A 24,923-nucleotide genomic window follows, 5' to 3' on the forward strand; every position below is an offset into this window, starting at 1 on the left:
CACCATGCATGACCTGATCATTCGGAACGGTTCGCTGTACGACGGATCCGGTATCCCCGCCCGTATCGGCGACGTCGCGGTGGATCACGGTGTGATCACCAAGGTCGGGCGGGTCGCCGGGCGGGGCCGCACCGAGATCGACGCCGAGGGACACATCGTCACGCCCGGCTTCGTCGACATCCACACCCACTTCGACGGGCAGGTCAGCTGGGACCCGCTGCTCACCCCCAGTTGCTGGCACGGTGTCACCTCGGTGGTGATGGGCAACTGCGGGGTCGGCTTCGCACCCGCCCGGCCGGACCGCCACGACTGGCTCATCGGGCTGATGGAGGGCGTCGAGGACATCCCCGGTGCCTCCCTCTCCGAGGGCATCACCTGGGAGTGGGAGTCCTTTCCCGACTACCTCGACGCCGTGGAGCGCGTGCCCCGTGTGATGGACGTGGCCGCGCAGGTCCCGCACGGCGCGCTGCGCGCCTATGTGATGGGCGACCGGGGCGCCGACAACGAACCGCCGACCGAGGACGACCTGAAGCGGATGTGCGCGCTGGTGCGCGAGGGCCTCGACGCGGGAGCCATCGGGTTCTCCACATCGCGCACCCTGACCCATCTGGCCATCACCGGCGCCCCGGTGCCCGGCACCTTCGCCGCCGAGGACGAACTGTTCGCGCTCGGCGGGGTGCTCGGGGACGCCGGTACCGGGGTCTTCCAGCTGGTGCCGCTGGGCGCGGGCGGCGAGAAGGTCGACGATCCGCTGGGCGAGATCAAGTGGATGCGCAGGCTCTCGGCTGCCGTGCGCCGCCCGATCACCTTCGGGCTCTTCCAGAACGACAACGACCCCGACGGCTGGCGCGAACTGCTCCAGATCGCCGAGGACGCGGTGGCCGAGGGCGCCGATCTGCATCCGCAGGTGGCCGGGCGCCCGTTCAGCGTCATCATCAGTCTGGATTCGACCCACCCGTTCCACAAACGGCCCTCGTACAAGAGGATCGCCCATCTGCCCGCGCACGAGCGGCGGGTGGCGATGCGCGACCCGGCGCTGCGCGAGCGCATCCTCGCCGAGCTACCGGAGAACGCCGACCCGCGTTCGGCACTGTTCCCGCAGGGCTACGAGCGGCACTTCCCGATGGGCTCGACATCACCGGACTACGAACCCGACGCCGGCCAGTCCTTCGACAGCCTGGCCCGGCGCACCGGCGAGAACCCGGAAGCCCTCATCTACGACTTCCTCAGCTCCGAGGACACCAGCGGAATGATCTTCCGGCCGCTGCTCGGGTACACGGAGTACACCCTCGATCCGATCCGCGAGATGCTGCTGCACCCCCAGGCGGTGCTCGGGCTCAGCGACGCCGGTGCGCACTGCCGGCTCATCTGCGACGCCAGCACACCGACCTCGATGCTCACGCACTGGGCCCGCGACCGCACCCGGGGCGCCCGGCTGCCGCTGGAGTTCGTCATCAAGAAGCAGACCTCGGAGCCCGCCGGCCTGTACGGGCTGCGCGACCGCGGCCTGCTGCGTCCCGGCTACCGGGCCGACATCAACGTCATCGACCTCGACCGGCTGTCCCTGCGCTCCCCCGAATTCGTCCACGACCTGCCCGCGGGCGGCGGGCGGCTGATCCAGCGCGCGGACGGCTACGCGGCGACGGTCGTCGCCGGGGAGATCACCTTCCGCCACGGCGAGGCGACGGGCGCCCTGCCCGGCAGGCTCGTCCGTGGCACCCGGCCGGGCCCGGTCGTCCTGTGAACCGACGACGCGACACTACCGAGGGGACTACGCAGTGACCGACACGACCGGAGGGCTCCGGCTCGACAACTCGATGAAGCTGCTCGCCCGCGGGCGGCTCGTCGACGCGACACTGTCCGAGAAGGACTACGTCATCGAACGCGACCGGCTGGTGGACGGCGCCTACCCCGTCTACGGCGAGCGGGCACGCGGTGCCCGCCTCTGGGACGCCGACGGCAACGAGTACCTCGACTTCATCCTGGCCTACGGCACGATCATCCTCGGCCACGCGGATCCGGCGGTGACCGAGGCGGCGCTGCGGGAGATCGAGGAGGGCTTCTCGATCACGCTCCGCAAGCGGACCCAGATCGAACTCGCCGAGCGCCTGGTGGGGATCGTCCCCGGCGCGGAACGGGTGTTCCTCCTCAAGACCGGCTCGGACGCCACCAGCGCCGCCGTCCGCCTCGCCCGCGCCTACACGGGCCGCGACCGCGTGGTGCGCTGGGGCTACAACGGGTGGCACGACTGGGCAGCCCAGCGCCCCGGCGGCATCCCCGACACCGTGCGGACGCAGGTCGACACCTTCCGGTACAACGACCTGGACAGCCTGCGCGAGGTCTTCCTCGCGCACCCCGGCCAGGTGGCGTGTCTGCTGCTCATGCCCTTCGAACTCGACAGCCCCGAGCCCGGGTTCCTCCAGGGCGCGATCGATCTCGCCCATGAACACGGCGCGCTGGTGGTCTTCGACGAGATGCGCTCCGGGTTCCGGGTGGCACTCGGCGGCGCGCAGGAGCTGTTCGGCGTGCGGGCCGACCTCGCCACCTTCAGCAAGGCGATGGCGAACGGCTGGGCGGTGTCCGCGCTGACCGGCCGGGCCGATGTGATGGCCATGGTCGGCCGGACGCACATCTCGTCCACGTTCTACTCCAACACCGTCGCGATGGCCGCCGCGGTGGCGACCATGGACCGCCTCGCCGACGGGACCGTGCTCGACCGGGTGCGCGAGCTGGGCGTACGGCTGCAGAAGGGACTCGGCGAGCAGGCGCGGCGGCACGGTGTGCCTGCCCAGGTGCGCGGAGTTCCGCAGATGCCGTTCCTGACGTTCTCCCACCCCGACCCGGCCCGCGCCCGGCTGATGCAGGACGCGTTCTTCACCCACACCACACGCCGGGGCGTTCTGCTGCACCCGACCCACCACTGGTTCATCTGCGGCGCCACCACCGACGCCGATCTCGATCACACCCTGACCGCCTGCGACGAGGCGTTCAAGGCCGCCGCGAAGGTGGCGTAGGCGGTGGAGACCCGATCGGCACTGCTGGCGCGCGTACGAGCCGAACTCGCGCACCAGTTGCAGGAGGATCCGAGCCTTCCATGGCTGAGCGACACCGAGCCGCTGGCACCCGCCGGTGTGGACTCGGTGCTGGTCATCACGGTGGTCAGTGAGCTGGAGAGGGAGCTGGGCGTGACCTTGCCGGACGACGCGGTCCTCGGTTCGGCGAGCATCAGCTCGCTGGCCACGGCACTGAGCCGGGGTGATCGACGATGAGCGCCACGGGAGCGGTCGCCGTCACCGGACTCGGCGTGTGCGGCCCGGCCGGGGTCGGGGTGTCCGCGCTGTGGGAGGCGCTGGCCACCGGAAAGGCGTACCACCCGCCCATCACCGCGTTCGACGCCACCGGCGCCACCCTTCAGGCGGCGGGCCAGGTGCCGGGGCACACGGGCGGGGACGGGGTGTGGCGGGCGCTCGACCTCGCCGAGACCGCCGTGCGGGAAGCCCTGGACGGGGTGGACGGCGCCGGGCGCGAGCGGACCGCGCTGGTGCTCGGCACCACCGACCCCGGTCTGGTGCCACCGCGGCCCGGGTACTTCACGGGCGATCTGGCCTCGGCCTGCGCCGACCGCACCGGGCTCCACGGCGAGGCCCTCACCATCGCCAACGCCTCCGCGTCGGGCGCCGCCGCCATCGCGGTGGCCCGTGACCTGATCGCCGCCGGGGACGCGCCGGCGGCCGTGGTCGGGGGCGCCGACGCAGTGACCGACATGGCCTTCCTCGGCCTCAACTCCCTGCGCACTTTGGGCCCACAGGGCTGCCGGCCCTTCAGCACCGAGCGGCGCGGCATCGGCCTGTCCGAGGGCGCGGCGGTGCTGCGGCTCGAACCTCTCGACCCGCACGCGGGCGCCGGGGAGCCACTCGCGGTCCTGGCGGGCTGCGGGCTCACCAACGCCACCGGGCATCTGGCCGCGCCGGGCGCGGACGGCATCGAGCTGGCCGTGCGGCTCGCGCTCGCCGACGCCGGACTCGGCCCCGAGGAGATCGACTTCGTCAACACCCACGGCCCGGGGACGCGGCGCGGCGACGCCGCCGAGATCACCGCGCTGCGGGCGGTGTTCGGGCCGCGGCTCCCGTCGGTTCCGGTCAACAGTGTCAAGGGCGTGCTCTGGCACCTCCAGGGCGGCGCGGGCGCCGTCGAGGCCATGGCCTGTGTGCTCTCGCTGGCACACCGCGCGGTGACCCCGACGTGGGGCGCCCGGCCGGTCGACCCCATCTGTGCCGATCTCGACCTGGTACTCGACGACGCGCCCCGGCCGATGCCGGAGCTGCGGACCGCCCTGAGCGTGTCGTGCGGTCTGGGCGGGATGAACACCGCACTCATCTTCCGGAGGCCCTGATGGACGACTCGGTCGTGATCACCGCCGCGGCCTCGGGCGAGGTCGACACGGCGGACCTGTGGCAGGCGCTCGCGGCAGGCCGCGACGGCTGGCAGGACGTCAACAAGTGGACCAGGGAACTGCCCGAGCGGATAGCCGAGATGGCGGGCGAGGCGCTCGCCGGCGCGGCGGTGACCGGCGCGGCCGGTACCGACCTGGCCACGCCCGACCCCGCCGCCACCGCCTGCGTCATCGGCTCCGGCTACGGCTCGGGTCATGTGGCCGAGACCATCCGGGCCCGGCTCGACGCGGGGGCGCGCTCGTCGCTGGCTCCCGAGTCCTTCCTGTACTTCAACGCGCACGGCGTGACGTCGCTGATCTGTCTGCGTCACCGGCTGCGCGGCTACTGCGCCACCGTGCTGGGAGCGGGCGCCGGGCTTCAGGCCCTGGCGATCGCACGGCGCAGGCTCCGGCCCGCGGATGCCGGCCCGGTGCTGTGCGGCACCTATGAACTGCTGAGCCCGGCCGCCGCCAGGGCCCGCGGCAGCGACCCGGTGAGCGGGCGGGCGGCGTTCCTGGTGCTGGAGACGGCGGCGCGGGCCCGGGGGCGCGGTGCCCGTGTCCTGGGCACGCTCGGTCCGGTGGAGACGTTCCCGCTTCCCGCCGCGGACCGCGCGGCGCGGCCCGGCGACCCTCTCGTGACCGCGCCCCTGGCCGAGCTGGTCTCGGTGCTCACCGGAACCGGCGCACCGACGACGGCGACCGTGACGGCGGCGGGCGGGCGGACCGGCTACCGCTGCACCGCGTCCAGGAAGGGATGACCGTGGACGACACCCTGATGGACGTCCTGGCCGGGCACCGCCGTGGTGGCCGCGGCGACCGGCCCGCCCTGGTGGACCGGCGCCGGTCGGTGACGTACGCCGAACTGGAACGCGAGGTCGGCGCACGGACGAGGGATCTGGCCTCATCGGGTGTCGGCCCCGGGGTGCGGACCGGGGTCGTGCTGACGAACCTGCTGGACTCGGTGGTCGACTTCGCCGCCGCGACCTCCCTGCACGCCCCGGTGCTGGTGCTCCAGGAGCAGGCCGGTGAGGCGGAACGCTCGGCCGCGCTGGCCGACTTCGGCGCCGAGCTGAGCGTCGAGGGCGCGGTGGTGACCCGGCTGCGGCCGGGCGGTGACCACGGCGGTGACCCGGCCTTCGCGGTCACCAGCTCGGGCACCGGCGGACGGCCGAAGGTGATCTCGCGCGAGTGGTCGGGAACCCTCCTCAACTCGGCCGGATTCGCCCATGGCCTGGGCCTCGACGCCGACGACGTGGTGCTCACGACCAGCCCGCTGGGTCACAGTTACGCCATCGAGGCGGGCACCCTGGCCGTCCTCTACGCCGGTGCCTGTCAGGTGGTGCCCGCGGGAGCCCTGACACCGGCCCGGGCGGCACTCCTCGTGGAGCGCCACCGGCCCACCGTCCTTCAGAGCGTCCCGCTGGTCCTCGACTGGTGGGGGCAGGGTGACGTGGTGCGTGCGGGCTCCTGGAAGCGGTGCGTCAGCGCGGGCGACGCCCTGTCGGAGCAGGCGGCCGCGCCCTGGCGCGAGGCGGGGCTGACCGTCTACGACCACTACGGCAACTCCGAGCTCGGCCAGCTGACCCTCAACCCTGTCGGGGGCGGCAGCGGTGTCGGGCACCCGCTGCCGGAGGTGAGGATCAGGGCGGGCGGCAGCGAGCCGGGGCCGGTCGCGGCGCGCTTCCCGGGTCTGTCCCCCGTACGCATGGAGGCGGGACGGGCGGTGCCGCTCGCCGACGAGGAGGGCTGGGTCAACACCGGTGACCTCGGGGTCTTCGGCGACGACGGGCTGCGGCTGACCGGGCGCAGCGATCTGCTCATCAATATCGGCGGCAACAAGATCTCGCCCGCCGAGGTGGAGGAGGTCCTGCGCGCCATGCCCGGGGTCAAGGACTGTGCCGTCGTGGGGCGGCCGGGACCCTCCGGCGACCACCAGGTATGGGCGTTCGTCGAAGCGGGCGCCGCCGAGTTCGACGCCGCCGTGCTGCGCCGGCGGGCCCGGGAGCAGCTGATGGCGGTGAAAGTGCCGACGGTGTTCCGCCGGGTCGACAAGCTGCCCCGGACCGGCAGCGGCAAGATCCGCCGGGGCCTGCTCATCGAGGAGGGCGGCTGACGGCCGCCCCACCCCACCTGTCCGACATCCCACCATCGCCGACGAGAAGGAGAACACCATGGCCGACGACGCCGTTTCCGAACCCGCGGACCGCGAACACGTGATGGAGCTCATCAGGACCGTCCTCGCGGAACGGCCCCATGTGCCCGACCAGCTCAGCGAGACGACCACGCTCGACGAGAGCGGCATCGACTCCCTGGACCTGATCGTGGTGCTGTCGCGCTTCGAGGAGAAGTGGGACGTTCCCTACAGCGGGGAGGAGGCCGACTGGGCGTCCTTCGACAATCTGGGACACCTGGCCGACACCCTGGTCGCCCGGGCCCGTACCGTCGAGCGAGAACGACGGTGACGGCCCCGGCGGTTCCCCGGTTCGACCAGCTGGGCGCGCTGGGCTGGCAGGACCGGGCGCTCGACGGTCTGAACTGCGTACTGCGCTGCGTCGAGTCCGTCCTCGCGTTCCGGGGGCTCGGACCCCAGGAAGTGGCCCGCGCGCTCAACGGCCCGCTGGACCCGGTCGGCCGGGATCTGGCCAAGGACTTCGACGGCTGCCGGGTGAACTACCGCACCGACTTCGACGACGGCTCCCGCAATGTGCCGTTCGTCCTGGAGAGCCTCTCCGCGGGAGAGCCGGTCATGGTCCTGCCGGACCGGTTCCATCTGCCCGGCGATGTGTACGAGGGGCGCTTCCACTTCCACGACCACGCGGTCCTCGCGGTGGACTGGTCGCCCGAGGACAGCGTGATGTCCGTACTGGACACCGACGCCGATCCGGCCGACGGCTTCCGCAGGCACTGGACGCTGACCCCCGCCCTGCGGGCGCTCTTCACCTGGGTGGGCACGGTCTCCGTGACGGGCGAGCCGGACCGGCGGGATCCGCAGGAGTACTTCGCCGAACGGCTGGACCGGGACACCGCGTTGCTCTCGGTGGGAGCGCGCGCTCTCGACGACCTCATCGAGGAGCTGACCGGGACGGGGCTCGAAGCGGTGACCGCCCGTGCCCTGCACCTCCTGGTGCTCGGTGACATCCAGCCCCAGCTGTTCATCTACGCCAATGCCCTCGCCGTCCCGCCCTCCTCGGGCGAACCACTGGTGCTGCCCCCGGAGCTGGCGGCGGTGCGCACGGCCGCGCTGGAGGCCCGGGTGCACGCCAAACGTCTGGGCATCGCCCTCATCGCGGCGCACGAGAAGCCGGATCCGCTCGCGGTCTATCCGCGTGTGCTGCCGCTGAGCCGGCCGCTGCGCGACGCCATGGAACGGCTGCGCGAGGCTCTGGTGGCGGCGGGCGGCCGGGAGGGTCCCGCCGACCCCACCGCGACGGACCGGCTGCGCGCACGGTTCGCGCAGATCGAGAGCATCAACTTCCCCGTACGCGAGGAGGCGACGGCATGAGCGTGCCGGTGGCCCTGGTGACCGGCGGCTCCGGCCCGCTGGGGCAGGCGATCGCGCACGCCTTGGCCCGGTCGGGCCACGCCGTCGCGGTGCACGCGCACCGCAACGAGGAGGGAGCGGCGGCCGCGGTCCGCGAACTGCGCGCCGCGGGCGCCGCCGCCCACGCGGTGGCCGGCGATCTGTCCCGCCCCGGCAGCGGCGCGCGGGTGGTGGGTGAAGTGGTCGAGGAGTTCGGCCGCCTCGACACCCTCGTCGTCAACGCCGGGGTCCACCGTGACCGGCTGCTCCTGAACGTGCCGGAGGAGGAGTGGGACGAACAGCTCGCGGTCAATCTGACCGGGGCCTTCGGCTGTGTGCGGGCCGGGGTGCGGGCCATGACCCGGCACTCCGGCGGGCGGATCGTCCTGGTGTCGTCGGTGGCCGGGCTGCGCGGCCAGCCCGGCCAGGCCGCCTACGCGGCCACCAAGTCCGGTCTGCACGGACTGGCGTGGACCACCGCCAGGGAGTACGGGCGGTACGGCATCACCTGCAACTGCGTGGCACCCGGACTGATCGCCGACACCCCCGCCTACGCCGGCCTGTCCGCCGGGGCGCGCGAGGCGGTGGTGGACCGCACCCCCCTGGGCCGGCCGGGCCGGGCCGAGGAGATCGCCTCGGTGGTGTCCTTCCTCTGCTCCCCGGCGGCCTCGTACGTGTCCGGGCAGGTGATCGCGGTGGACGGCGGGATGACGGCATGAGCACAACCGACCGGCACGACGAGCGGGACGAGCAGGAGGACGTGTGAGCGAGCGAGTGTTGTTCTTCCCCTGGGGCTGGGGAGGCGGCGCGGCCTACACCGGCCGCTGCCTCGCCCTGGCCTCCGAACTGGCCGGGGCCGGCGACGAGGTGGCGTTCGCGGACTGCGGCATCAACTCCATGGTGCGCGAGGCCGGGTTCACGGTGCTGGAGTCCGAGCCCGAGGCTCCCCGCCCGCCGGACCGGCACCCGATGCCCTCGTATCTGCCCTTCGCCGACGTGGAGCGCGTGTTCGCGATCGCCGCGAGCTACCACCGTATCGAGCGGGTGGAGCGACGGCTCGCGGCCGACGCCCGGCTCATCGAGGAGTACCGGCCCACCCTGGTCGTCATCGACATGTGCCCGACCGCGGCGCTCGCCGCGCGGGCCGCCGGGATCCCCGTCGTCTCCCTTGCCGACGCGGACTTCATCACCCCGCGGGAGAACGGCTGGATGCCCTGGTCGACGGTCACACCGCGCACCCTGTTGCCCCACCCCTCCAGCCTGCCGGTGTGGGACCGGGTCTCACGCGAGCTGGGCCTGGGCGAGGTGAGCCGGGCGGAGCACCTGCTGTGGGGCGAGGTCACCCTGGTCTCCAGCCTCGCCGACCTCGAACCGGTCGAGGGACCGCCTCACCGGGGCGCCCTCCACTTCGTCGGACCGATGTACTGGAACCCGCCGGGCGCGGCCGGGTCCGCTCCCCCGGACACGGACCGGCCGAAGGTCTACGTCACCATCGGCAGCGGCGGCACGGTGGGCCGCCAGGCCCTGCAGAACGTGCTCGACGCGTGCGCGGACCAGCCGTGGACCGTGTACGTCTCCAGCGGCTTCGCCTTCGAGGGCGATCTGGTGGTGCCCGACAACGTCGTGGTGGCGGGCTTCACCGGGCTCGACACCCCGCTGGAGTGGGCGGACGTGGTGGTCAGCCACGGCGGTTCGGCCACGGTGCTGGCCACTCTGCTGCACGGCAGGCCGTCGGTCGTGATGCCGTTCATGTCCGAGCAGGAGATGAACGGCCGTGAGCTCGTCGATGCGACCGGCGCAGGGGTGCTGCTGAGGACCAGCCGGACCACCGCGTACGGACGGCTCGCCTTCAGCGACCGCTACTCCGGCCCCTCCGACCAGCCCTGCGTCGGCGTCGGCGACATTCGCCGGGGCATCACCGAGGTCCTGGGCGACGCGACGTACACCGAACGTGCGGCCGCCTGGGGGAAGCGGCTGCGGGCGCGCCGGGAAACGGCCGACCTGGTGTCCCTCGCCCATTCGGCCGCCCCGCACCGGGCGGAGGCGCACCGATGAACGAGGACCTGCGCGTGGCGATCGTGGGCTGCGGCCGGATCGGCGCGATGTACGCCGAACACCTCGACGCACTGGGCCCCTTCCGGCTGGTGTGTGTGGATGCCGAGCGCGACCGGGCCGAGAAGCTGGCGCGGTCGGTGGCCTCGGGCACGGTCGCGGACTCCGTCGAGGACCTGGTGGAGCGGGGTTGTGACGCGGCGCTGGTGACGGCGGCCACCACCAGCCACCCCGAACTGGTCGGCGCGCTCGTCGACGCCCGGATCCCGGTGCTGTGCGAGAAGCCGCTGACCACCGACCTGGCCCGGACCGAGGCCCTGGGGCTGCGGGCGGAGGAGCACGGGGTGCCTCTGTGGGTGGGCTTCCAGCGCCACTTCGACCCCGGCTTCGCCGATCTGCGGGCCCGGACCGCCGAGGGCAGGGTGGGCCGGGTGCAGCTGCTGCGGCTGGTCTCGCACGATGTATCGATGCCGCCGCTGGCCCGGCTGCGCGAGAGCGGCTCGATCTTCACCGATCTGATGCTGCACGACTTCGACATGGTGCGGTGGCTGACCGGGCGCGGCATCGTCCAGGTCGTCGCCGACGGCTCGGCACTGTCCGAGCCGGAGCTCGCCGGCATCGGCGACTTCGACACGGTCACCGCGCTGCTGCGGCTGGACGACGGCGCCCTGGCCGCGCTCTCGGCCGGCCGCCTGCAACCCGTGGGCTACGACGTGCGCGCCGAGGTGCTGGCCGAGAACGGCAATCTGGAGGCCGCCCTGACCCATGCGCGCACCCCCGGCGAGGGCGGCGCACCCGAACCGCGCTTCCGGGGTTACTGGGACCGGTTCGCCACCGCGTACCGCCACCAGGTGGAGGCGTTCTTGACGATGGCGGCGGGCGGACCCGCCGATCCGGCCTCGGGCGGCTGGCGCGACTCCTACGAGGCGCTGCGGTGTGCGCTGGCCGCCGAGCGGTCGGCTCGCTCGGGATCCGTACCGGTGAAGCTGTGACCGTCGCCCGTACGCGTACTCCTCACGCTCCTGTGACATCTCCTCCGAACGACAGTCTCCCAACCCCGTTGCCGTAGAGCGACTTGACGAAGGGAACACCATGGGCAGGATCCGCGTAGCGATCGCCGGGGTCGGCAACTGCGCCGCCTCACTCGTCCAGGGAGTGCACTACTACGCCGACGCGGACCCCGCGGCCCGTGTCCCCGGGCTCATGCACGTCGAGTTCGGCGGCTATCACGTACACGACCTGGAGTTCGTCGCCGCGTTCGACGTGGACGCCAAGAAGGTCGGGCAGGACCTGTCGTCCGCCATCTCGCGGTCGGAGAACAACACGGTCAAGATCTGCGATGTGCCGCCCACCGGTGTCACTGTTCTCCGGGGGCCCACCCTGGACGGTCTGGGCCACTACTACCGGGAAGCCATCACGGAGTCGGCGGAGGACCCGGCCGATGTCGTCGCGGCGCTCCGCGAGAGCCGGGCCGACGTCCTGGTCTCGTATCTGCCGGTCGGCAGCGAGGAGGCCGACCGGTTCTACGCGCAGTGCGCCATCGACGCCGGTGTGGCGTTCGTCAACGCCCTGCCGGTGTTCATCGCCTCCGACCCGCACTGGGCGGCCAAGTTCGCCGAGGCCGGTGTGCCGATCATCGGCGACGACATCAAGTCCCAGGTGGGCGCCACCATCACCCACCGCGTCCTGGCCAGGCTGCTCGAGGACCGCGGTGTCCACCTCGAACGCACCATGCAGCTCAACGTCGGTGGGAACATGGACTTCCGCAACATGCTGGAGCGCGAGCGTCTGTTGTCGAAGAAGACATCGAAGACCCAGTCGGTGACCTCCCAGATCGAGCGCGACCTGGGCAAGGACAACGTGCACATCGGACCGTCGGACCATGTGCCGTGGCTCGCCGACCGCAAATGGGCGTATGTGCGCCTGGAGGGGCGCGCGTTCGGCGACGTACCGCTGTCCCTGGAGTACAAGCTGGAGGTGTGGGATTCACCGAACTCGGCGGGGGTCATCATCGACGCCGTCCGCGCTGCCAAGATCGCACTCGACCGGGGTGTGGGCGGCCCGCTGCTCGCCCCGTCGTCGTACTTCATGAAGTCGCCCCCGGAGCAGTACCGCGACTCCGATGCCTTCGACGCAGTCGAGGCCTTCATCGCCGCCACTCCGACCCCCGGGCGGCGAGCACATCAATGAACCACCGGCCCCGTACGCGGACCGAGAAAGAAGGGGACACCTGTGAGCTCCGATCCTGCCACCCTGGCGCCCGAGTCCGTCCGCGAACGGGACTTCCGCCTGTTGTGGATCGGCAGCGGTATCAGCCAGCTGTGCGGGATGGCGACGGTGGTCGCCTTCCCGCTGCTCGCGGCTCAGACGCTGGGCGCCTCTGTCGGTGAGGTCGGCCTCATCACAGCGGCGGGGTATCTGCCCTGGCTGATCCTCACTCTGCCCGCCGGCGTGTACAGCACACGGCTGCCCCCGCGCGTCGTGCTGCTGCTGGCCGACCTGAGCCGCGCCGCGGTCGTGACCCTCGTACCGGTCCTGTCGGTCACCGGCCATCTCGCCCTGTGGCATCTGTACCTGTCCAATGTGCTGGTCAGCTGCGCGACCGTGTTCTACGAGATCGTGTATCTGTCCATGCCGCCACGGATGCTGCCGAAGGACAAACTCGTCTACGGCAACATCCGCCTCCAGATCGCCCGCGCGGTCTCCCTGGCCTTCGGCCCGACCCTGGCGGGCTTCACCGTGCAGCTGGCCGGTCCCGAGAGCGCGCCCCTGCTCAACTCCGTGGGGTTCATCGCGTCCGCCTCCTGCAATCTGCTGATGCGCTCCCGCATCCGGTCCGCCAAGAGCGCGAACCGCACCTCGGGCCTGTGGGCCGAACTCTCCGAGGCCGCCCGGTTCATCGCCAAGCGGCCGGTGATGCTGGCCTCGATCGCCGGCTCGGCGGTCGGCAACTGCTGCTTCGCCGCCTACGAGGCGCTCGTCATCATCTTCCTCGCCCATGACGTCGGCATCACCCCGGGCACTCTGGGCATGCTGCTCGGGTCGGTCGGCATCGGCGGTCTGATCGGCGCGTTCAGCGCGGGCAAGGTCAGCAGACGGCTGGGCACCGCCCGCGCCGTGTGGCTGCCCGCCGCCGTCCTGGCACCGGCGGGCCTGCTTCTGCCGCTGACCCAACAGGGCCCGGGGCTGCTGCTGTTCCTGTGCGGCGCCCTGCTCTTCCACGCCGGGTTCTCCATCTTCACGGTCGGTCAGGCCCTCCTCGTCCAACTGCTCACCCCTCCCGACCTGTTGAACCGGACGGTGGCCTGCGTACGGTTCGTCAGCCGCGGGATGCTCTTCTTCGGCGGACTGGTCGGCGGCGGACTGGGCAGTCTGTTCGGCCCCCGCCTCGGGCTGACCGTCGTGATGCTCCTCTGGCTCACCGCCCCCATCATCACCGCGTCCTCGCACCTACGGTTCTGGCGGGACATCCCCACGCGGGACGATCCCACTTTGGAGTGACCACATGACTGAGACGCTCGATATCGTCATCACCACCATCGGTTCCGGCTCGTTCCTGGAGCACTACGACGACACGCTCGCCGAGGACGGCGCCCGTCTCGTCGTCATCCCCGACCGGAAGACCCCGAGGGCGTTCTACGACGCCTGTGACAAGGCCCGCGCCCGGGGCGCCGACATCGTCTCCCCCGATGTCGAGGAGCAGGACCGGCTGCTGGCGAAGCTGGGTGTGCCCGATCTGATCCCGTACGACTCCGACAACCGCCGGAACATCGGCTATCTGCTGTCGTACCTCAACGGCAGCGCGCTGACCGTCTCCATGGACGACGACAACCTGCCGATCGACCGCCCCTTCCTGGACGAGCACCGGATCGTGCTTCAAGGACCGGTGGACCACCGTGTGGTGTCGGCGGCGGACGGCTGGTTCAACGCCTGCGACCTGCTCGACGTCGAGCCGTGCCGGGTCTTCCCGCGCGGCTTCCCCTACGGCCCGAGGGGGGAGGCCGCGGAGCTCACCGCCGCGGAGGAGGTGGCCGATGTCAGGATCAACGCCGGTCTGTGGCTGGACGATCCGGATGTGGACGCGGTGACACGGCTCGCGGTCCGGCCGCGTGTCACCGCCTACCGGGGCAACCCCGCCGTGCTCGCCAAGGACACCTGGTGCCCCGTCAACTCGCAGAACACCGCGATCCACCACGACGCGCTGCCCGCCTACTACTTCCTGCGCATGGGCCAGCCCATCGGCGGGGCCGCCGTCGAACGCTTCGGCGACATCTTCAGCGGCTACTTCGTCGCGGCCTGCGCCAAACACCTCGACCACTCGGTGCGGTTCGGCGGGCCACTGGTCAACCACGAGCGTAATGAGCACGATCTGCTCAACGACCTCGCCATCGAGCTGCCGGCGATTCGCTTCATGGACGAACTCCTTGATTGGCTGCGGGAGTTCAGGCTCGATGGCAACGACTACCAGGAGGCGTACACCTCACTCAGCTACGGCCTCCAGGACTTCGCCGAACAAGCGCGGGGCCGGGCATGGTCGCCGGAGGCACGGGCATTCCTGCACCGCAGCGCCCATCTCATGCGCACCTGGCTGACCGCCGTACGCCGTATCGACGGCTCCTGAACCGACAGCGCCCCCTGCCCGGGAGCCCTGTGCGGGACCCCGGGTGGGGGCGCGTTCCCACCGGGTTTCCGGCGGGACGTCACGGCCGTACGGTCAGCTTTCCGACCGGTTCGCCAGGACGGCGTCGACCGTCTCCTCCAACGTCAGCTCAGAGCTGTCGAACCACTCCCCTTCACCCGCGATTTCCTTGCGCAGCGCGTCGTCCAGGAACGACCAGTCGTCGGCGAGCACCTTGTCCCGCTCGGCGACCCGCCGCGAGACCACGCCCGCCGACGGGGCCAGCACGATCAGCCGCAGCGGCAGATCCTTCAACTGCTCCCGGTAGAAGTCCAGATGCGCACGGCGCACCACCACGTCGTCCACGACCGCGGTGACCCCGGCGGCGTGGAAGCTCCGCGCCAGCACCGACGCGTTACGTGCCCGCAGCAGCAACTGCCGGTCCGCCTCCAGGTCCTCCTCCGGCGAGGGCAGATGCCCGCCCGACACGATGAGGTCCTGGAGGTGGTCGCCCTCGATGTGCGCGCCGAGGGGGAACCGACGGGCCAGGCCGGCCGAAACCGAGCTCTTGCCGGACCCCGGAATACCGATGACGAGAAATACATCGGATGCGGGTTCGGTGTCGACGGCTTGGCCCTGGAACGAGGTTTCCGGCATGCTTCCCCTACTCCTTCATCACATTTATCAAGCAACAGTCCGATATTGCCACAGCGATCGTAGCAATTATCGACGACCCATCCGATCCCATTCCGTGCACAGGAGTACTTATGTCAATCGACAGTGCGGTGGGCCCCCCTCCTCCGTGGCTGCTGGTCTTCTCCGCCGCCGACCGGGCGGCATTGACGGCCGAGGTGCGGTCGGCGGCCGCATTACTGACCGACGGCGCCGAGCCCGGGTCGGTTCCCCAGACCCGACCGGTGTCGGCGGAACACGATGTGCGGCGCCTGGCCGTCACGGCGGCGGACCGGGAAGGACTGGTCGAGGGGCTGTCGTTCTTCGCCGACGGACTGGCGAGCCCCCGCTACTCCTCGGGCTGCCCCGACGGGGCCGCCACCGGGGCCGCCTGGTGCTTCGGCGGGCACGGCAGCCAGTGGCCCGGCATGGGGCGCGCCCTGCTGAACTGGGCGCCGGCCGCCGCTAAGGTCCTCACCGAACTCGACTCGCTGCTGCCCACCGGAGTCATCGACCCCCTGATGAACGCGGCGGACGGCGAGCCCGGCAGCCCGGCGACGACCCAGCCGCTGATCTTCGCGATACAGGTCGCCACCGCCCACTGGCTGTGGTCGATGGGACTGCGCCCGAGCGCCGTGGTGGGGCACAGTCTCGGCGAGGTCGCGGCAGCCCATGTGGCGGGCGCGCTCAGCCTCGCCGACGCGGCCCGTGTGGTCTCCGTACGCTCCCGTCTGCTCGAACAGACGGCGGGCGGGGGGACCATGGCGACGGTGAGCCTCGACCGGCGCACTGTCGAGCGGCGCTGTGCGGAGATCCCCGGGACGGTGGTCGTCGCCGCCCATTCCGCGCCCACGGAGACGGTGGTCACCGGGGAGAGCGAAGCGACCGGGGCACTGGTGACCGCGCTGGAGGCCGAGGGGGTGCGGTGCCGGCGGATCCGGATCAACGCGGCCTCGCACAGCCCGTTCGTGGACGGCGTGCTGCCCGCGATGCGCGCCGAGCTGGCGGACCTCGCGCCCGCGGCGCCGCGCGTCCCGTGGATCTCGACGGTCGAGGACGAGCCCGACGGCCGGCCGGTGGACGCCACCGCGGAGTACTGGGCGCACAATCTGCGCCGTCCGGTCCGTTTCACCGAGGCGGTGTCGGCCCTCGCGCGGCGCGGGATCCGGGCATACGTGGAGATCGGCCCGCACCCCGTGCTCATCTCGCCGATCCGCCAGACGCTGCGGGCCGAAGGGGTCGAGGACCCGCTGGTGATCGCCTCGGGCAGCCGGGCGACCCCCGAACCGGTCTCGCTGCTACGGCTGCTGGGCGCCCTGCACTGCCGGGGTCTGGACCTTCCGGCGCCGCTCGACCGCCGGGCCTGATCCGAGAAGCCCGACCGCCGGGGCCGATGCGAGAAACCTGACCGCCGGGCCCGATCCGAGAAGGAGAAGAAGAACCATGCGCGCGTCCTCGTCCCCCCTGGACGGACGGCCGTCCGAGCCGGCCGGCCCCTCGTCCTCCGCGATCCGATCGCGCTCCGGCGCGGCCCGGTCGGCTCCCCTTCCCGAGCGGGGAGACCACGTCCTCGACCGCTCGGCGACCGTCCTCGTGGCGGGCTCGACCGGCCTCGTGGGCTCGGCCGTACTCCGTCACCTCCGGGCCCGGGGCTTCACCTCCGTCGTCGGGACCCACTCGGCCGACCTCGACCTCACCGACGGCCCGGCGACCCTCGACTACCTCACCTCGCTCCGGCCGGCCGTCGTGATCGACGCGGCCGCCCGGGTCGGCGGCATCGCGGCCAATGACGCGGAACCGGTGGAGTTCCTCAACGACAACCTCACCATCCAGACCAATCTGTTCACCGCCGCGCACGCTGCGGACGTGGACCGGCTGCTGTTCCTCGGCTCCTCCTGCATCTACCCGAAGCACAGCCCCCAGCCGATCCCCGAGTCCGCTCTCCTCACCGGCCCGCTGGAGGAGACCAACGACGCCTACGCGATCGCGAAGATCGCGGGTGTGGTCGCGGTGAGGTCGTACCGCAGGCAGTACGGCCGCCGATGGATCTCCGCGATGCCCACCAATGTGTACGGCCCCGGTGACAACTTCCACCCGACCCGCTCGCACGTCCTGCCCGCGCTCGCCCGCCGCTTCCACGAGGCGGTGCGCGACGGCGCCGAGGAGGTCGTCGTGTGGGGCACCGGCGCTCCGCGACGGGAGTTCATCCACGTGGACGACCTGGCGGCTGCCTGTCTCCACCTCCTCGACCACTACGACGACCCGTCACCGGTCAACATCGGGGTCGGCGAGGAGCTCACCATCGCCGATCTGGCGGCGCTGGTGGCCGGGGCAGCCGGTTTCACGGGCCGCATCACGTGGGACACGAGCAGACCGGACGGGACGCCGCGCAAGCTCCTCGACGTCTCCCGGCTGCGCGCCACGGGCTGGAAGCCGCGGATCGAGCTGGCGGACGGGGTGCGGAGCACGATGCGCTGGTACGCCGACCACGCCGCCGGCCCGGATACCGGGGCGCGCCCGGAGGGGCCGTGACCGGAGGAGCCGTGACCGGAGGAGCCGTGACCGCCGGCGGCGCGCGGCAAGGGGGCCCGCGCCGCGGTCACCCGGCCAGGTCGGCCCGCCGTGCGAAACGGCCCCGGTCCAGGACGGGCCGCCCCGCGCAGCGCACCTCGAACAGCGCCGACTCCCCGCGCTCCCAGATCCGAACCGTCAGCTCCTGGCCGGGGAGGACGGGCGCGGTGAAGCTGCCGGACAGGCTGCCGAAGCGGGCGGGATCGCCACCGCAGAGTGTGTGGAGCAGCGCCCGCCCGGCGAAGCCGTACGTACACAGCCCGTGCAACAGGGGGCGACGAAAGCCCAGGCGAGCGGCGACGGCGGGGTCGGAGTGCAGGGGGTTGTGATCGCCGCTGAGCCGGTAGAGCAGGGCCTGGTTGGCCGGGGTGTGCCAACGGACGGTGTGGTCGGGCTCCCCCGCAGGCCGCTCCCACGGCTCCTCCTCGTCCGGTCGCGCCTCCCCCGGTCGCGTCTCCCCCGGGTCGGGGCGGAAACCGCCTTCCCGCCGGATGGTCAGGCCGGTGCGGATGTCGGCGAGCACCCGGCCGGTGCGCGGGTCCGCACAGCGGGATTCGATCACCGCCAGCGCGCTGCGGCCCTGGTCGTGCAGTGCGGCCAGCCGGGAGGTCGTGGTTGCCGTGCCCTCGACGGGGAGCGGGCCGTACAGGGTCAGTGACTGCCGGCTGTGCAGCAACTGCGCCGTGTCGAAATCGCCGAGTGCGGGCTGGGCCCGGAGGGAGACGAGCGTGGTCGCGAACGTGGGCAGCACCGCGGGGAGAACCCCCTGGGAGCCCTGCGCGGTGAACGCCAGCTCACGGGTGGGATCGTCGCCGCCCGCACCGACGCCCAACGCGTAGAGCGCGGTGTCGAAGAACGTCCAGTGCCGGGTTCCGGAATCCCATTCCCGCCCGACGAGCTCACGGTACAGCGCCATGACATTTCACCTTTCAACACCTCGCGCCCCATGGCGAGAATAAACAGCGGTGAAAATACGCATTCGACGAAAGGGAACGGATAAATGATTCAAGCATTGCTGGCCGACGCGGGCGGTGTCCTGTTCAACAACATCACGGAGGAGACGTCCTTCATACGGAAGGTCGCTCATCGCCACGCCGCCGACGCGAAGCGGCTGATGCGCGGCGTTCTGTCGTCGGCCCATCTGTACGAAAGCGGCGCGGTCCATGTGCACGACGTTCTGCGCGAGCTGCTCACCGAGGCGGGAAGCCCCTCGGCGGACGCCTTCGACAGGGACTGGGTGGACCACACCTACCTCGACAGTGTCCGCTGCTACCGCACGAACCTCACCGCCCTGGCCGAGGTGGCCCATGAATTCCCCGAACTCACCCTGGTACTCGCCAACAATGAGGCCGAGCACTGGGACCACCTCAAGAACACCCGGCACGACCACTACCGGCTCTTCCACCACCTCTGCTCGTCATGGCGCGTGGGCCAGGTCAAGCCCTCCGCCGAGTACTTCGCCGAGACCCTCGGCCGGTGCGGCATCGAGCCGCACGAGGCGCTGATGATCGACGACCGGCAGACGGTGCTCGCCGCCGCCCGCGACCTCGGGATGCGAACGCTGTTTGTGAGCAGCCCCGACGTACTGCGGGCCCGTCTGCGGGAGAACCAGGCCTCCTGGGCGTGAAGTCGAGCTTGGGTGGGGAACGGCACTCCGCCGTCCCCCGCCCACTCGCGCAGCCGCTCAGAACTCGCTGACCCCGGCGTCCACGGCCATGGCGTGCGCGGTGACGTGCCGGGAGGAATCGGAGAGAAGGAACAGGACGGCGTTGGCCACGTCCTCCACCGAGATTCCCTCCACCGGCTGCATGTTCACCAGCATCCCGCGCAACCGGGGATCGGCCATGCTCGCCTTGGCCACCTGGGTGAGCATGGGACGGCCTCCCATGTGCGTGTCGACGCCCGTGGGATGCACACTGTTGACCCGGATGTGAAACCGGGCGAGTTCGGCGGCGAACGCCTTGGCCATCCCGCGCACCGCGAACTTGCTGGTGGTGTAGGGGAGCATGAACGGCTGCACCTTGAGGCCGGCGGATGAACTCATCAGGACGATGGAGCCGCCGCCGGCCGCGATGAGATGGGGTGCGGTGGCCATCACGGTGTTCCAGGTCCCCCTGACGTTGACGTCCATCGTGTCCTGGAACATCTCCTCGGTGACCTCGTCCCAGGCCGAGGCGATGCAGATCCCCGCGTTGGCCACGACGGCGTCCAGGCGCCCCAGTTTCTCCACCGCCGTCTCGACCGACTCCCGCAGAACCGCGAGGTCACGGATGTCGGCGACGACCGGGACGACCCTTCGCCCGGACTCCTCGGCCAGGGCGACGGTGGTGTCCAGGTCGCTGGGCTCCGACGAGGTGTAGGCCACCCCGGGCAGCGTGGCGCACAGGTCCACGGCGATCACATCGGCGCCCTCGCCCGCCAGCCGCACCACATGCTCGCGCCCCTGCCCACGGGCCGCCCCGGTCACCAGAACGACCTTCCCCTGCATGAGTCCGCTCAACGCACACGTCCTTTCCCGATTCTGAGATGACCGGATACGGTCCCGACGCGGTTCGATCCCACCAACGTAGCCAAGCGGACGCCGTAGTTCATCCTTACCGAGGCCCGACAACTGGACGTGCCTGTACAGCATTTGGCACACAGGCCATCAACGATAAGGTCGACATGCGGGCAGAGCGGCCTTCCGCGCCTGCTCGTTCGCGCCCACACGACGTCATCGACTCCGTCCCGGAGTATGCCGAAGCACTCGCATGCCGCCCGCGCGAGACGTACGAGGGAGAGCGTTGAACAGACACGAACTGACGGCTCATCGACTCCTCCCCGACGGGGCACTACCGCACCGTCTGAGCACCGCGGTGGAGCGTGCGTTGGCACGTCCCGCCGCCCAGCAGCCCCAGTGGCCCGACCTCCCGTCCGTGGACCGGGTACGACGGGTCCTTGAGGGAGTCGCTCCGGTGGTGACCGCCGAGGAAGTGGCCCGGCTGCGTACACACTTCGCCGCGGTGGCACGTGGTGCCGCCTTCCTGCTCCAGGGCGGAAGCTGCGCGGAGACGTTCACGGAGAACAACGAACGGTCGATAGCGAGCACGGTCGACACCCTGCACAGGATGGCCTCGGCACTCAGCTCCGCGGGGAGGCTGCCGGTGGTGAAGGTCGGCCGGATGGCCGGCCAGTACGCCAAACCACGCTCGGCCCCGGTGGATGCTCTGGGGCTGCCGGCCTACCGGGGCGACATCGTCAACGGCTTCGAGCCGATCCCGGAGACCCGGACCCCCGACCCGGCCAGGATGCTGCGCGCCTATGTGAACTCCAGTGCCGCCATGACGACGGTTCGTGCGCTGGTCGCCACCGGGGCGGTGGGCCCACCCGGCGCGGCGGGGCCCGGGGGCGAGTTCTTCACCAGTCATGAGGCCCTGCTGCTCGACTACGAGCGGGCGATGCTACGAGTGGGTCCCCGCGCCCCGGACCTCGTCGGCGCCGGCCGGTCGGGGCTCTACGACTCCTCGGCGCACTTCCTCTGGATCGGCGAGCGCACCCGGCAACTGGAGGGCGCGCACATCGCCTTCGCGGAACTGGTGGCCAACCCGATCGGCATCAAACTGGGCCCGACGACCACACCGGAGCAGATCGTCGAGTACGTCGAACGCCTCGACCCGCACGACGAGCCGGGCCGGCTCACCCTCATCACCCGGATGGGCAGTGCCGAGGTGCGGGACGTGCTGCCGACCCTCGTGGAGAAGGTCACCGCGTCCGGGCACTCGGTCGTGTGGCAGTGCGATCCGATGCACGGCAACACCGTGCTGACCCGCACCGGTTACAAGACCCGGCACTTCGACCGCATCGTGGACGAGGTACGCGGCTTCTTCGAGGTGCACCGGGCGCTCGGCACCCATCCGGGCGGCCTGCATGTCGAGCTGACCGGCGACGACGTGACGGAATGCCTGGGCGGCGCGCAGCACATCGCCGTCCCCGACCTCCCCCGCCGCTACACCACGGCCTGCGATCCCCGCCTCAACCGTAGTCAGTCGCTCGAACTGGTGTCGCTCATGGCGGAGTTGATGAGGCCCGTAGGAGGATCCTGGTAGTGGGACGGGCACATCCGTCCCCCTACCGGTGAGGGAGTACCGGCGCGGGCCACACCTCCGGGCCGGATGCCCTGCCGGAACGCCATGCCCTCCCTCCTCTCTGCCGCCCCACGGACAAGAACATCGCGTGCGCCCCGCACGCCTTTCACCGCCCACTCGGTGACATGCGGCAGATGGTCCTCTTCACCAGCTGGCACACCCTCATGCTCGGGAGACCTCGATGACCAACGACCCATCCGCGCACCGCACCGTCCCGTCGTCCCCGGACAGCGAGGTGCTGTACGACGAGCACACCGCGAGCGTGGACGGCACGGCCGTCGACGGGAACATCCACGTCGGCTACTGGGACAGCGCCGCGGACGACCGCTCGCTCAACCAAGCCACCGACCGACTGACCGACCTCGTGGCGGAACGGCTGACCGCCGCACCCGGCCGGCGCCTGCTGGACGTCGGCTGCGGAACCGGACGGCCCGCTCTGCGCATCGCCCGCGCCACCGGCGCCCGTGTGTCGGGGATCTCGGTCAGCAACCCGGATATCGACCTCGCCCGAAGCCGGGCGGACGCCGCCGGGCTCGCCGACCGGGTGGACTTCCGGTACGCGGACGCCTGCGCACTGCCCTTCGAAGCCGCGTCCTTCGACGGTGCCTGGGCGATCGAGTCCATGATGCACATCCCCGACCGGACCACCGCCCTCACCGAGATCGCCCGGACCCTGCGCCCCGGTAGCCCACTGGTCATCACCGATGTGCTGCTCCGGTCGCCGGTGGCGGGCGATGCCGCGGAGACGGTCCGTCGGGCGTGCCGGGCTTTCCAGTCCCCCTCGCTGCCCGAACCGGAGGAACTTCGCACGGCCCTCGACCGCGCCGGTCTGGAGGTGGTGGAGTTCAATGACATCGGAGACCATGTCCGGCGCACCTACCAGGCGTTCGCCGATGCCTTCGACGCTGTCGCGCCCTCCGACGATGACCGCCATCACGAGTTCTTCAACTCCACCGGCTCCCTTCCCCGGTTCGGTGCGCTCCCACAGGTCGGCTATGCCTTCCTGGTCGCCCGCCGCCGGTGAACGGAGGGCAATCCGCGAGCCCTCAGCCGGGGTGCCGCACGCCGATGCGGTCGATCGCGCAGCTGCCCGGGGTCCGGGTGCTGTCGGCGTGCCGGCCGAGGTGGGTCAGGCGGAGCGTGTTGACGCCCGCCCGCAGCCCGGCTGGTGGAACCGGCAGGTCAGTGCGTCGCCGGGGGCGGCCGGTGTGAACAGCAGCCGTGACCGGAGCCGCATGGGGGGGTCGGCGAAGGCCCCGGCGCTGCCGCCCGACACGACCTCACCGGCGTACACCCACCGCGTACCCTCGGTCCGGCCGGCTGGGGCTCCGCCCATCCCGGCCACCCCCATCCGGGCTTCTCGCCCGACGGCCGCATGGTCGCTGCCGCCGATCGCCACGGCGAGGCACCCGGTGTCGGCACCGGACGTCCACATCTCATGGGTCGCGACCGGGCCCCAGCCTCCCGCCGACCCAGCACGATACGGGCGGCATCGACGAAACCGTTGAGGGCGGGGTGCGTTGAGGAGCGTGAGCCGGTGGATGTTCGTGCCCGGACCCCAAAGAGGCGGCTCACGCACCGGCCCTTCGCCTGGTTCCACCAGTTCAGCGGCTCCGAATGCGCCACGAGCTTCGAGGTTCGAGCCGTTCCTCATCCGGCGCTGGACCAACTCGCCTTCACAATGGACCGCTTGAGACGGCTCCGCACATCATTCGGCCCCAAGGTCGCGGTCCGGGCGGTCCGGCCCACCAATCACCCCTATCGCACATTTATACGATCGACGGGCGACATCACTTCACCTGACCAATCCAGCCAACATATTCCACCGCGCGACAGGAGAAGGTGGCAGAAAATCATCGCTGAGAAGCGGCGCGATGACAAAACCCGTCCTCCACGAAGGAGGGGACCGAGGTGATAACGACCCGCGGATCGGCGTGGGCCGCCCGAACCACTTGCGCCCGGCGGGACGCGCGGCACCCACTGGGTCACCTTCCACGGCATAGGAGTTGATACCGTGTCAAGAAGAAGTCAAGGCGTCCGAAGACTATGTTACCCCATTTGCGCCACCCGGGATGCCAGGTAGTGTCACAGGGCGGAAATGTCGGTCTGACGACAATCACGATCCACTGATAGTCCAGACCTCTCCAGTATGCATGTTCGACCTGTTCGACTCGTGAATATTCTACCCGGATGCATGATGCACGCGAAATTTGTGTGCAGTGAGGTGAGGGAAGAATGGTCCGCTGGTTCCGCGAAACAGATCGTGTGGCTGCAGGCTGTGCCCACCGTCGACCGGGCGCGGTGAACAGCTGACGTGACCGAGGCGACCGGACCCCGGCTGGTGGTGGGAGCGCTGATCCGCGACCCGGACGACCGGATCTTCGTCCAGCGCCGCTCGGCCGGCCGGCGCCTCTTCCCCCACTGCTGGGACGTGGTGGGCGGCGCCGTGGAGAAGGGGGAATCCCTCCTGGACGCGCTCCGCAGGGAGATAGCGGAGGAGACCGGGTGGCGGCTGCGCCGCGTCCTCGCCCGGGTGTCGCACAAGGAGTGGACGGCGGACGGAATGCGGCACATCGAGTCGGACTATGTCGTCGAGGTGGACGGGGACCTCTCGTCGCCCGAACTCGAACGGGACAAGCACACCGAGTTCGCCTGGATAGCGGCCGAGGAAGCCTCGCTGCTCGACGAGAACGCACAGCGAAGCGGAAGCACCTTCATCAAGGACGTGGTGACCGCAGCACACGTCTGGCTCGCCGATACTTCCGGGAAGAGCCGCGGAGCTCTCTGAACTTTTTGACGACCACGACTCCGATCCGGATCTCCACGAGCCTTTCCGGCTGCCCGCTTCATCCTCGAACGCTATTCTGCGATGGGATATTCTGCATGCCCAGTGGCCGACCAAAGGACGTGCGACCGCGAGTGCGAGTACTG

23 protein-coding genes are annotated in these 24,923 nt (G+C 71.0%); 20 read left to right on the forward strand and 3 right to left on the reverse strand.

The window, feature by feature from the left end; translation table 11 throughout:
• Positions 1–4 precede the first annotated feature (4 nt).
• From OG251_RS04325 to OG251_RS04390, 14 genes are all read left to right on the forward strand, one after another.
• Positions 5–1,744, forward strand: a complete 1,740-nt coding sequence (locus tag OG251_RS04325; protein ID WP_326675764.1) for an N-acyl-D-amino-acid deacylase family protein — start codon at positions 5–7, stop codon at positions 1,742–1,744.
• A gap of 34 nt (positions 1,745–1,778) precedes the next feature.
• The gene (locus OG251_RS04330) at positions 1,779–3,014 is read left to right on the forward strand and encodes an aspartate aminotransferase family protein (protein WP_326675766.1); all 1,236 of its coding nucleotides are present in this window, start codon (positions 1,779–1,781) and stop codon (positions 3,012–3,014) included.
• Positions 3,015–3,017: 3 nt separating this feature from the next.
• The gene (locus tag OG251_RS04335) at positions 3,018–3,269 is read left to right on the forward strand and encodes an acyl carrier protein (protein WP_073720599.1); all 252 of its coding nucleotides are present in this window, start codon (positions 3,018–3,020) and stop codon (positions 3,267–3,269) included.
• Entirely contained in the window at positions 3,266–4,393 is a 1,128-nt protein-coding gene (locus OG251_RS04340; protein ID WP_326675769.1) for a beta-ketoacyl synthase N-terminal-like domain-containing protein, read from the forward strand. Before OG251_RS04335 ends, OG251_RS04340 begins: the two co-directional genes overlap by 4 nt.
• Positions 4,393–5,193 (forward strand): 3-oxoacyl-ACP synthase, encoded by an 801-nt coding sequence (locus OG251_RS04345; protein WP_326675771.1) that lies wholly within the window; start codon positions 4,393–4,395, stop codon positions 5,191–5,193. Before OG251_RS04340 ends, OG251_RS04345 begins: the two co-directional genes overlap by 1 nt.
• A complete protein-coding gene (locus OG251_RS04350; RefSeq protein ID WP_326675772.1) occupies positions 5,190–6,548 on the forward strand; it encodes a class I adenylate-forming enzyme family protein in 1,359 nt (452 codons plus the stop codon). The genes OG251_RS04345 and OG251_RS04350 overlap by 4 nt, the downstream gene beginning before the upstream one ends.
• Before the next feature lie 58 nt (positions 6,549–6,606).
• The gene (locus tag OG251_RS04355; protein WP_326675773.1) at positions 6,607–6,897 is read left to right on the forward strand and encodes an acyl carrier protein; all 291 of its coding nucleotides are present in this window, start codon (positions 6,607–6,609) and stop codon (positions 6,895–6,897) included.
• A complete protein-coding gene (locus tag OG251_RS04360) occupies positions 6,894–7,937 on the forward strand; it encodes a hypothetical protein (protein ID WP_326675774.1) in 1,044 nt (347 codons plus the stop codon). The genes OG251_RS04355 and OG251_RS04360 overlap by 4 nt, the downstream gene beginning before the upstream one ends.
• Positions 7,934–8,674, forward strand: coding sequence for a 3-oxoacyl-ACP reductase FabG (fabG, locus tag OG251_RS04365; protein ID WP_326675775.1), 741 nt, complete (start codon positions 7,934–7,936; stop codon positions 8,672–8,674). Before OG251_RS04360 ends, fabG begins: the two co-directional genes overlap by 4 nt.
• A 43-nt stretch (positions 8,675–8,717) precedes the next feature.
• On the forward strand, positions 8,718–10,010 hold the full coding sequence (locus OG251_RS04370) for a nucleotide disphospho-sugar-binding domain-containing protein (protein WP_326675776.1): 1,293 nt from the start codon (positions 8,718–8,720) through the stop codon (positions 10,008–10,010).
• On the forward strand, positions 10,007–10,999 hold the full coding sequence (locus tag OG251_RS04375; RefSeq protein WP_326675777.1) for a Gfo/Idh/MocA family protein: 993 nt from the start codon (positions 10,007–10,009) through the stop codon (positions 10,997–10,999). Before OG251_RS04370 ends, OG251_RS04375 begins: the two co-directional genes overlap by 4 nt.
• 100 nt (positions 11,000–11,099) lie before the next feature.
• Complete coding sequence (locus tag OG251_RS04380; protein WP_326675778.1) at positions 11,100–12,197, forward strand: inositol-3-phosphate synthase; 1,098 nt, start codon at positions 11,100–11,102, stop codon at positions 12,195–12,197.
• Between the two features lie 42 nt (positions 12,198–12,239).
• Positions 12,240–13,508: an MFS transporter gene (locus OG251_RS04385; RefSeq protein WP_326675779.1), complete on the forward strand. Its 1,269-nt coding sequence runs from the start codon at positions 12,240–12,242 to the stop codon at positions 13,506–13,508.
• A gap of 4 nt (positions 13,509–13,512) precedes the next feature.
• Positions 13,513–14,628 carry a hypothetical protein gene (locus OG251_RS04390; protein ID WP_326675780.1) on the forward strand — a complete coding sequence of 372 codons (1,116 nt, stop codon included), beginning with the start codon at positions 13,513–13,515 and terminating at the stop codon, positions 14,626–14,628.
• A gap of 93 nt (positions 14,629–14,721) precedes the next feature.
• On the opposite strand, the gene OG251_RS04395 is transcribed toward OG251_RS04390, so the two are convergent.
• Positions 14,722–15,282 (reverse strand): AAA family ATPase, encoded by a 561-nt coding sequence (locus OG251_RS04395; RefSeq protein WP_326675781.1) that lies wholly within the window; start codon positions 15,280–15,282, stop codon positions 14,722–14,724.
• 110 nt (positions 15,283–15,392) lie between these two features.
• Between OG251_RS04395 and OG251_RS04400 the strand changes: the two genes are divergently transcribed.
• Entirely contained in the window at positions 15,393–16,664 is a 1,272-nt protein-coding gene (locus tag OG251_RS04400) for an acyltransferase domain-containing protein (protein WP_326675783.1), read from the forward strand.
• Positions 16,665–16,740: 76 nt separating this feature from the next.
• Positions 16,741–17,829 (forward strand): GDP-L-fucose synthase family protein, encoded by a 1,089-nt coding sequence (locus tag OG251_RS04405; protein ID WP_326675785.1) that lies wholly within the window; start codon positions 16,741–16,743, stop codon positions 17,827–17,829.
• Positions 17,830–17,896: 67 nt separating this feature from the next.
• On the opposite strand, the gene OG251_RS04410 is transcribed toward OG251_RS04405, so the two are convergent.
• Complete coding sequence (locus tag OG251_RS04410) at positions 17,897–18,784, reverse strand: MaoC/PaaZ C-terminal domain-containing protein (RefSeq protein WP_326675786.1); 888 nt, start codon at positions 18,782–18,784, stop codon at positions 17,897–17,899.
• An 84-nt stretch (positions 18,785–18,868) separates the two neighbouring features.
• Here OG251_RS04410 and OG251_RS04415 point away from each other — a divergent pair, with 84 nt between their 5' ends.
• Entirely contained in the window at positions 18,869–19,495 is a 627-nt protein-coding gene (locus tag OG251_RS04415) for an HAD family hydrolase (RefSeq protein ID WP_326675788.1), read from the forward strand.
• 57 nt (positions 19,496–19,552) lie between these two features.
• On the opposite strand, the gene OG251_RS04420 is transcribed toward OG251_RS04415, so the two are convergent.
• Positions 19,553–20,368: a mycofactocin-coupled SDR family oxidoreductase gene (locus tag OG251_RS04420; protein WP_326675790.1), complete on the reverse strand. Its 816-nt coding sequence runs from the start codon at positions 20,366–20,368 to the stop codon at positions 19,553–19,555.
• Positions 20,369–20,735: 367 nt separating this feature from the next.
• Here OG251_RS04420 and OG251_RS04425 point away from each other — a divergent pair, with 367 nt between their 5' ends.
• The 3 genes from OG251_RS04425 (at position 20,736) to OG251_RS04435 (ending at position 24,780) form a co-directional block, all read left to right on the forward strand.
• Positions 20,736–21,953 (forward strand): 3-deoxy-7-phosphoheptulonate synthase class II, encoded by a 1,218-nt coding sequence (locus OG251_RS04425; RefSeq protein WP_326675791.1) that lies wholly within the window; start codon positions 20,736–20,738, stop codon positions 21,951–21,953.
• A 220-nt stretch (positions 21,954–22,173) separates the two neighbouring features.
• Positions 22,174–23,016, forward strand: a complete 843-nt coding sequence (locus OG251_RS04430) for an SAM-dependent methyltransferase (protein WP_326675792.1) — start codon at positions 22,174–22,176, stop codon at positions 23,014–23,016.
• A gap of 1,290 nt (positions 23,017–24,306) precedes the next feature.
• Positions 24,307–24,780, forward strand: a complete 474-nt coding sequence (locus OG251_RS04435) for an NUDIX hydrolase (protein ID WP_326675793.1) — start codon at positions 24,307–24,309, stop codon at positions 24,778–24,780.
• The last annotated feature ends 143 nt before the right edge of the window (positions 24,781–24,923 follow it).

The organism is Streptomyces sp. NBC_01237 (assembly GCF_035917275.1).
In the GTDB taxonomy this organism is placed as follows: Bacteria; Actinomycetota; Actinomycetes; order Streptomycetales; family Streptomycetaceae; genus Streptomyces.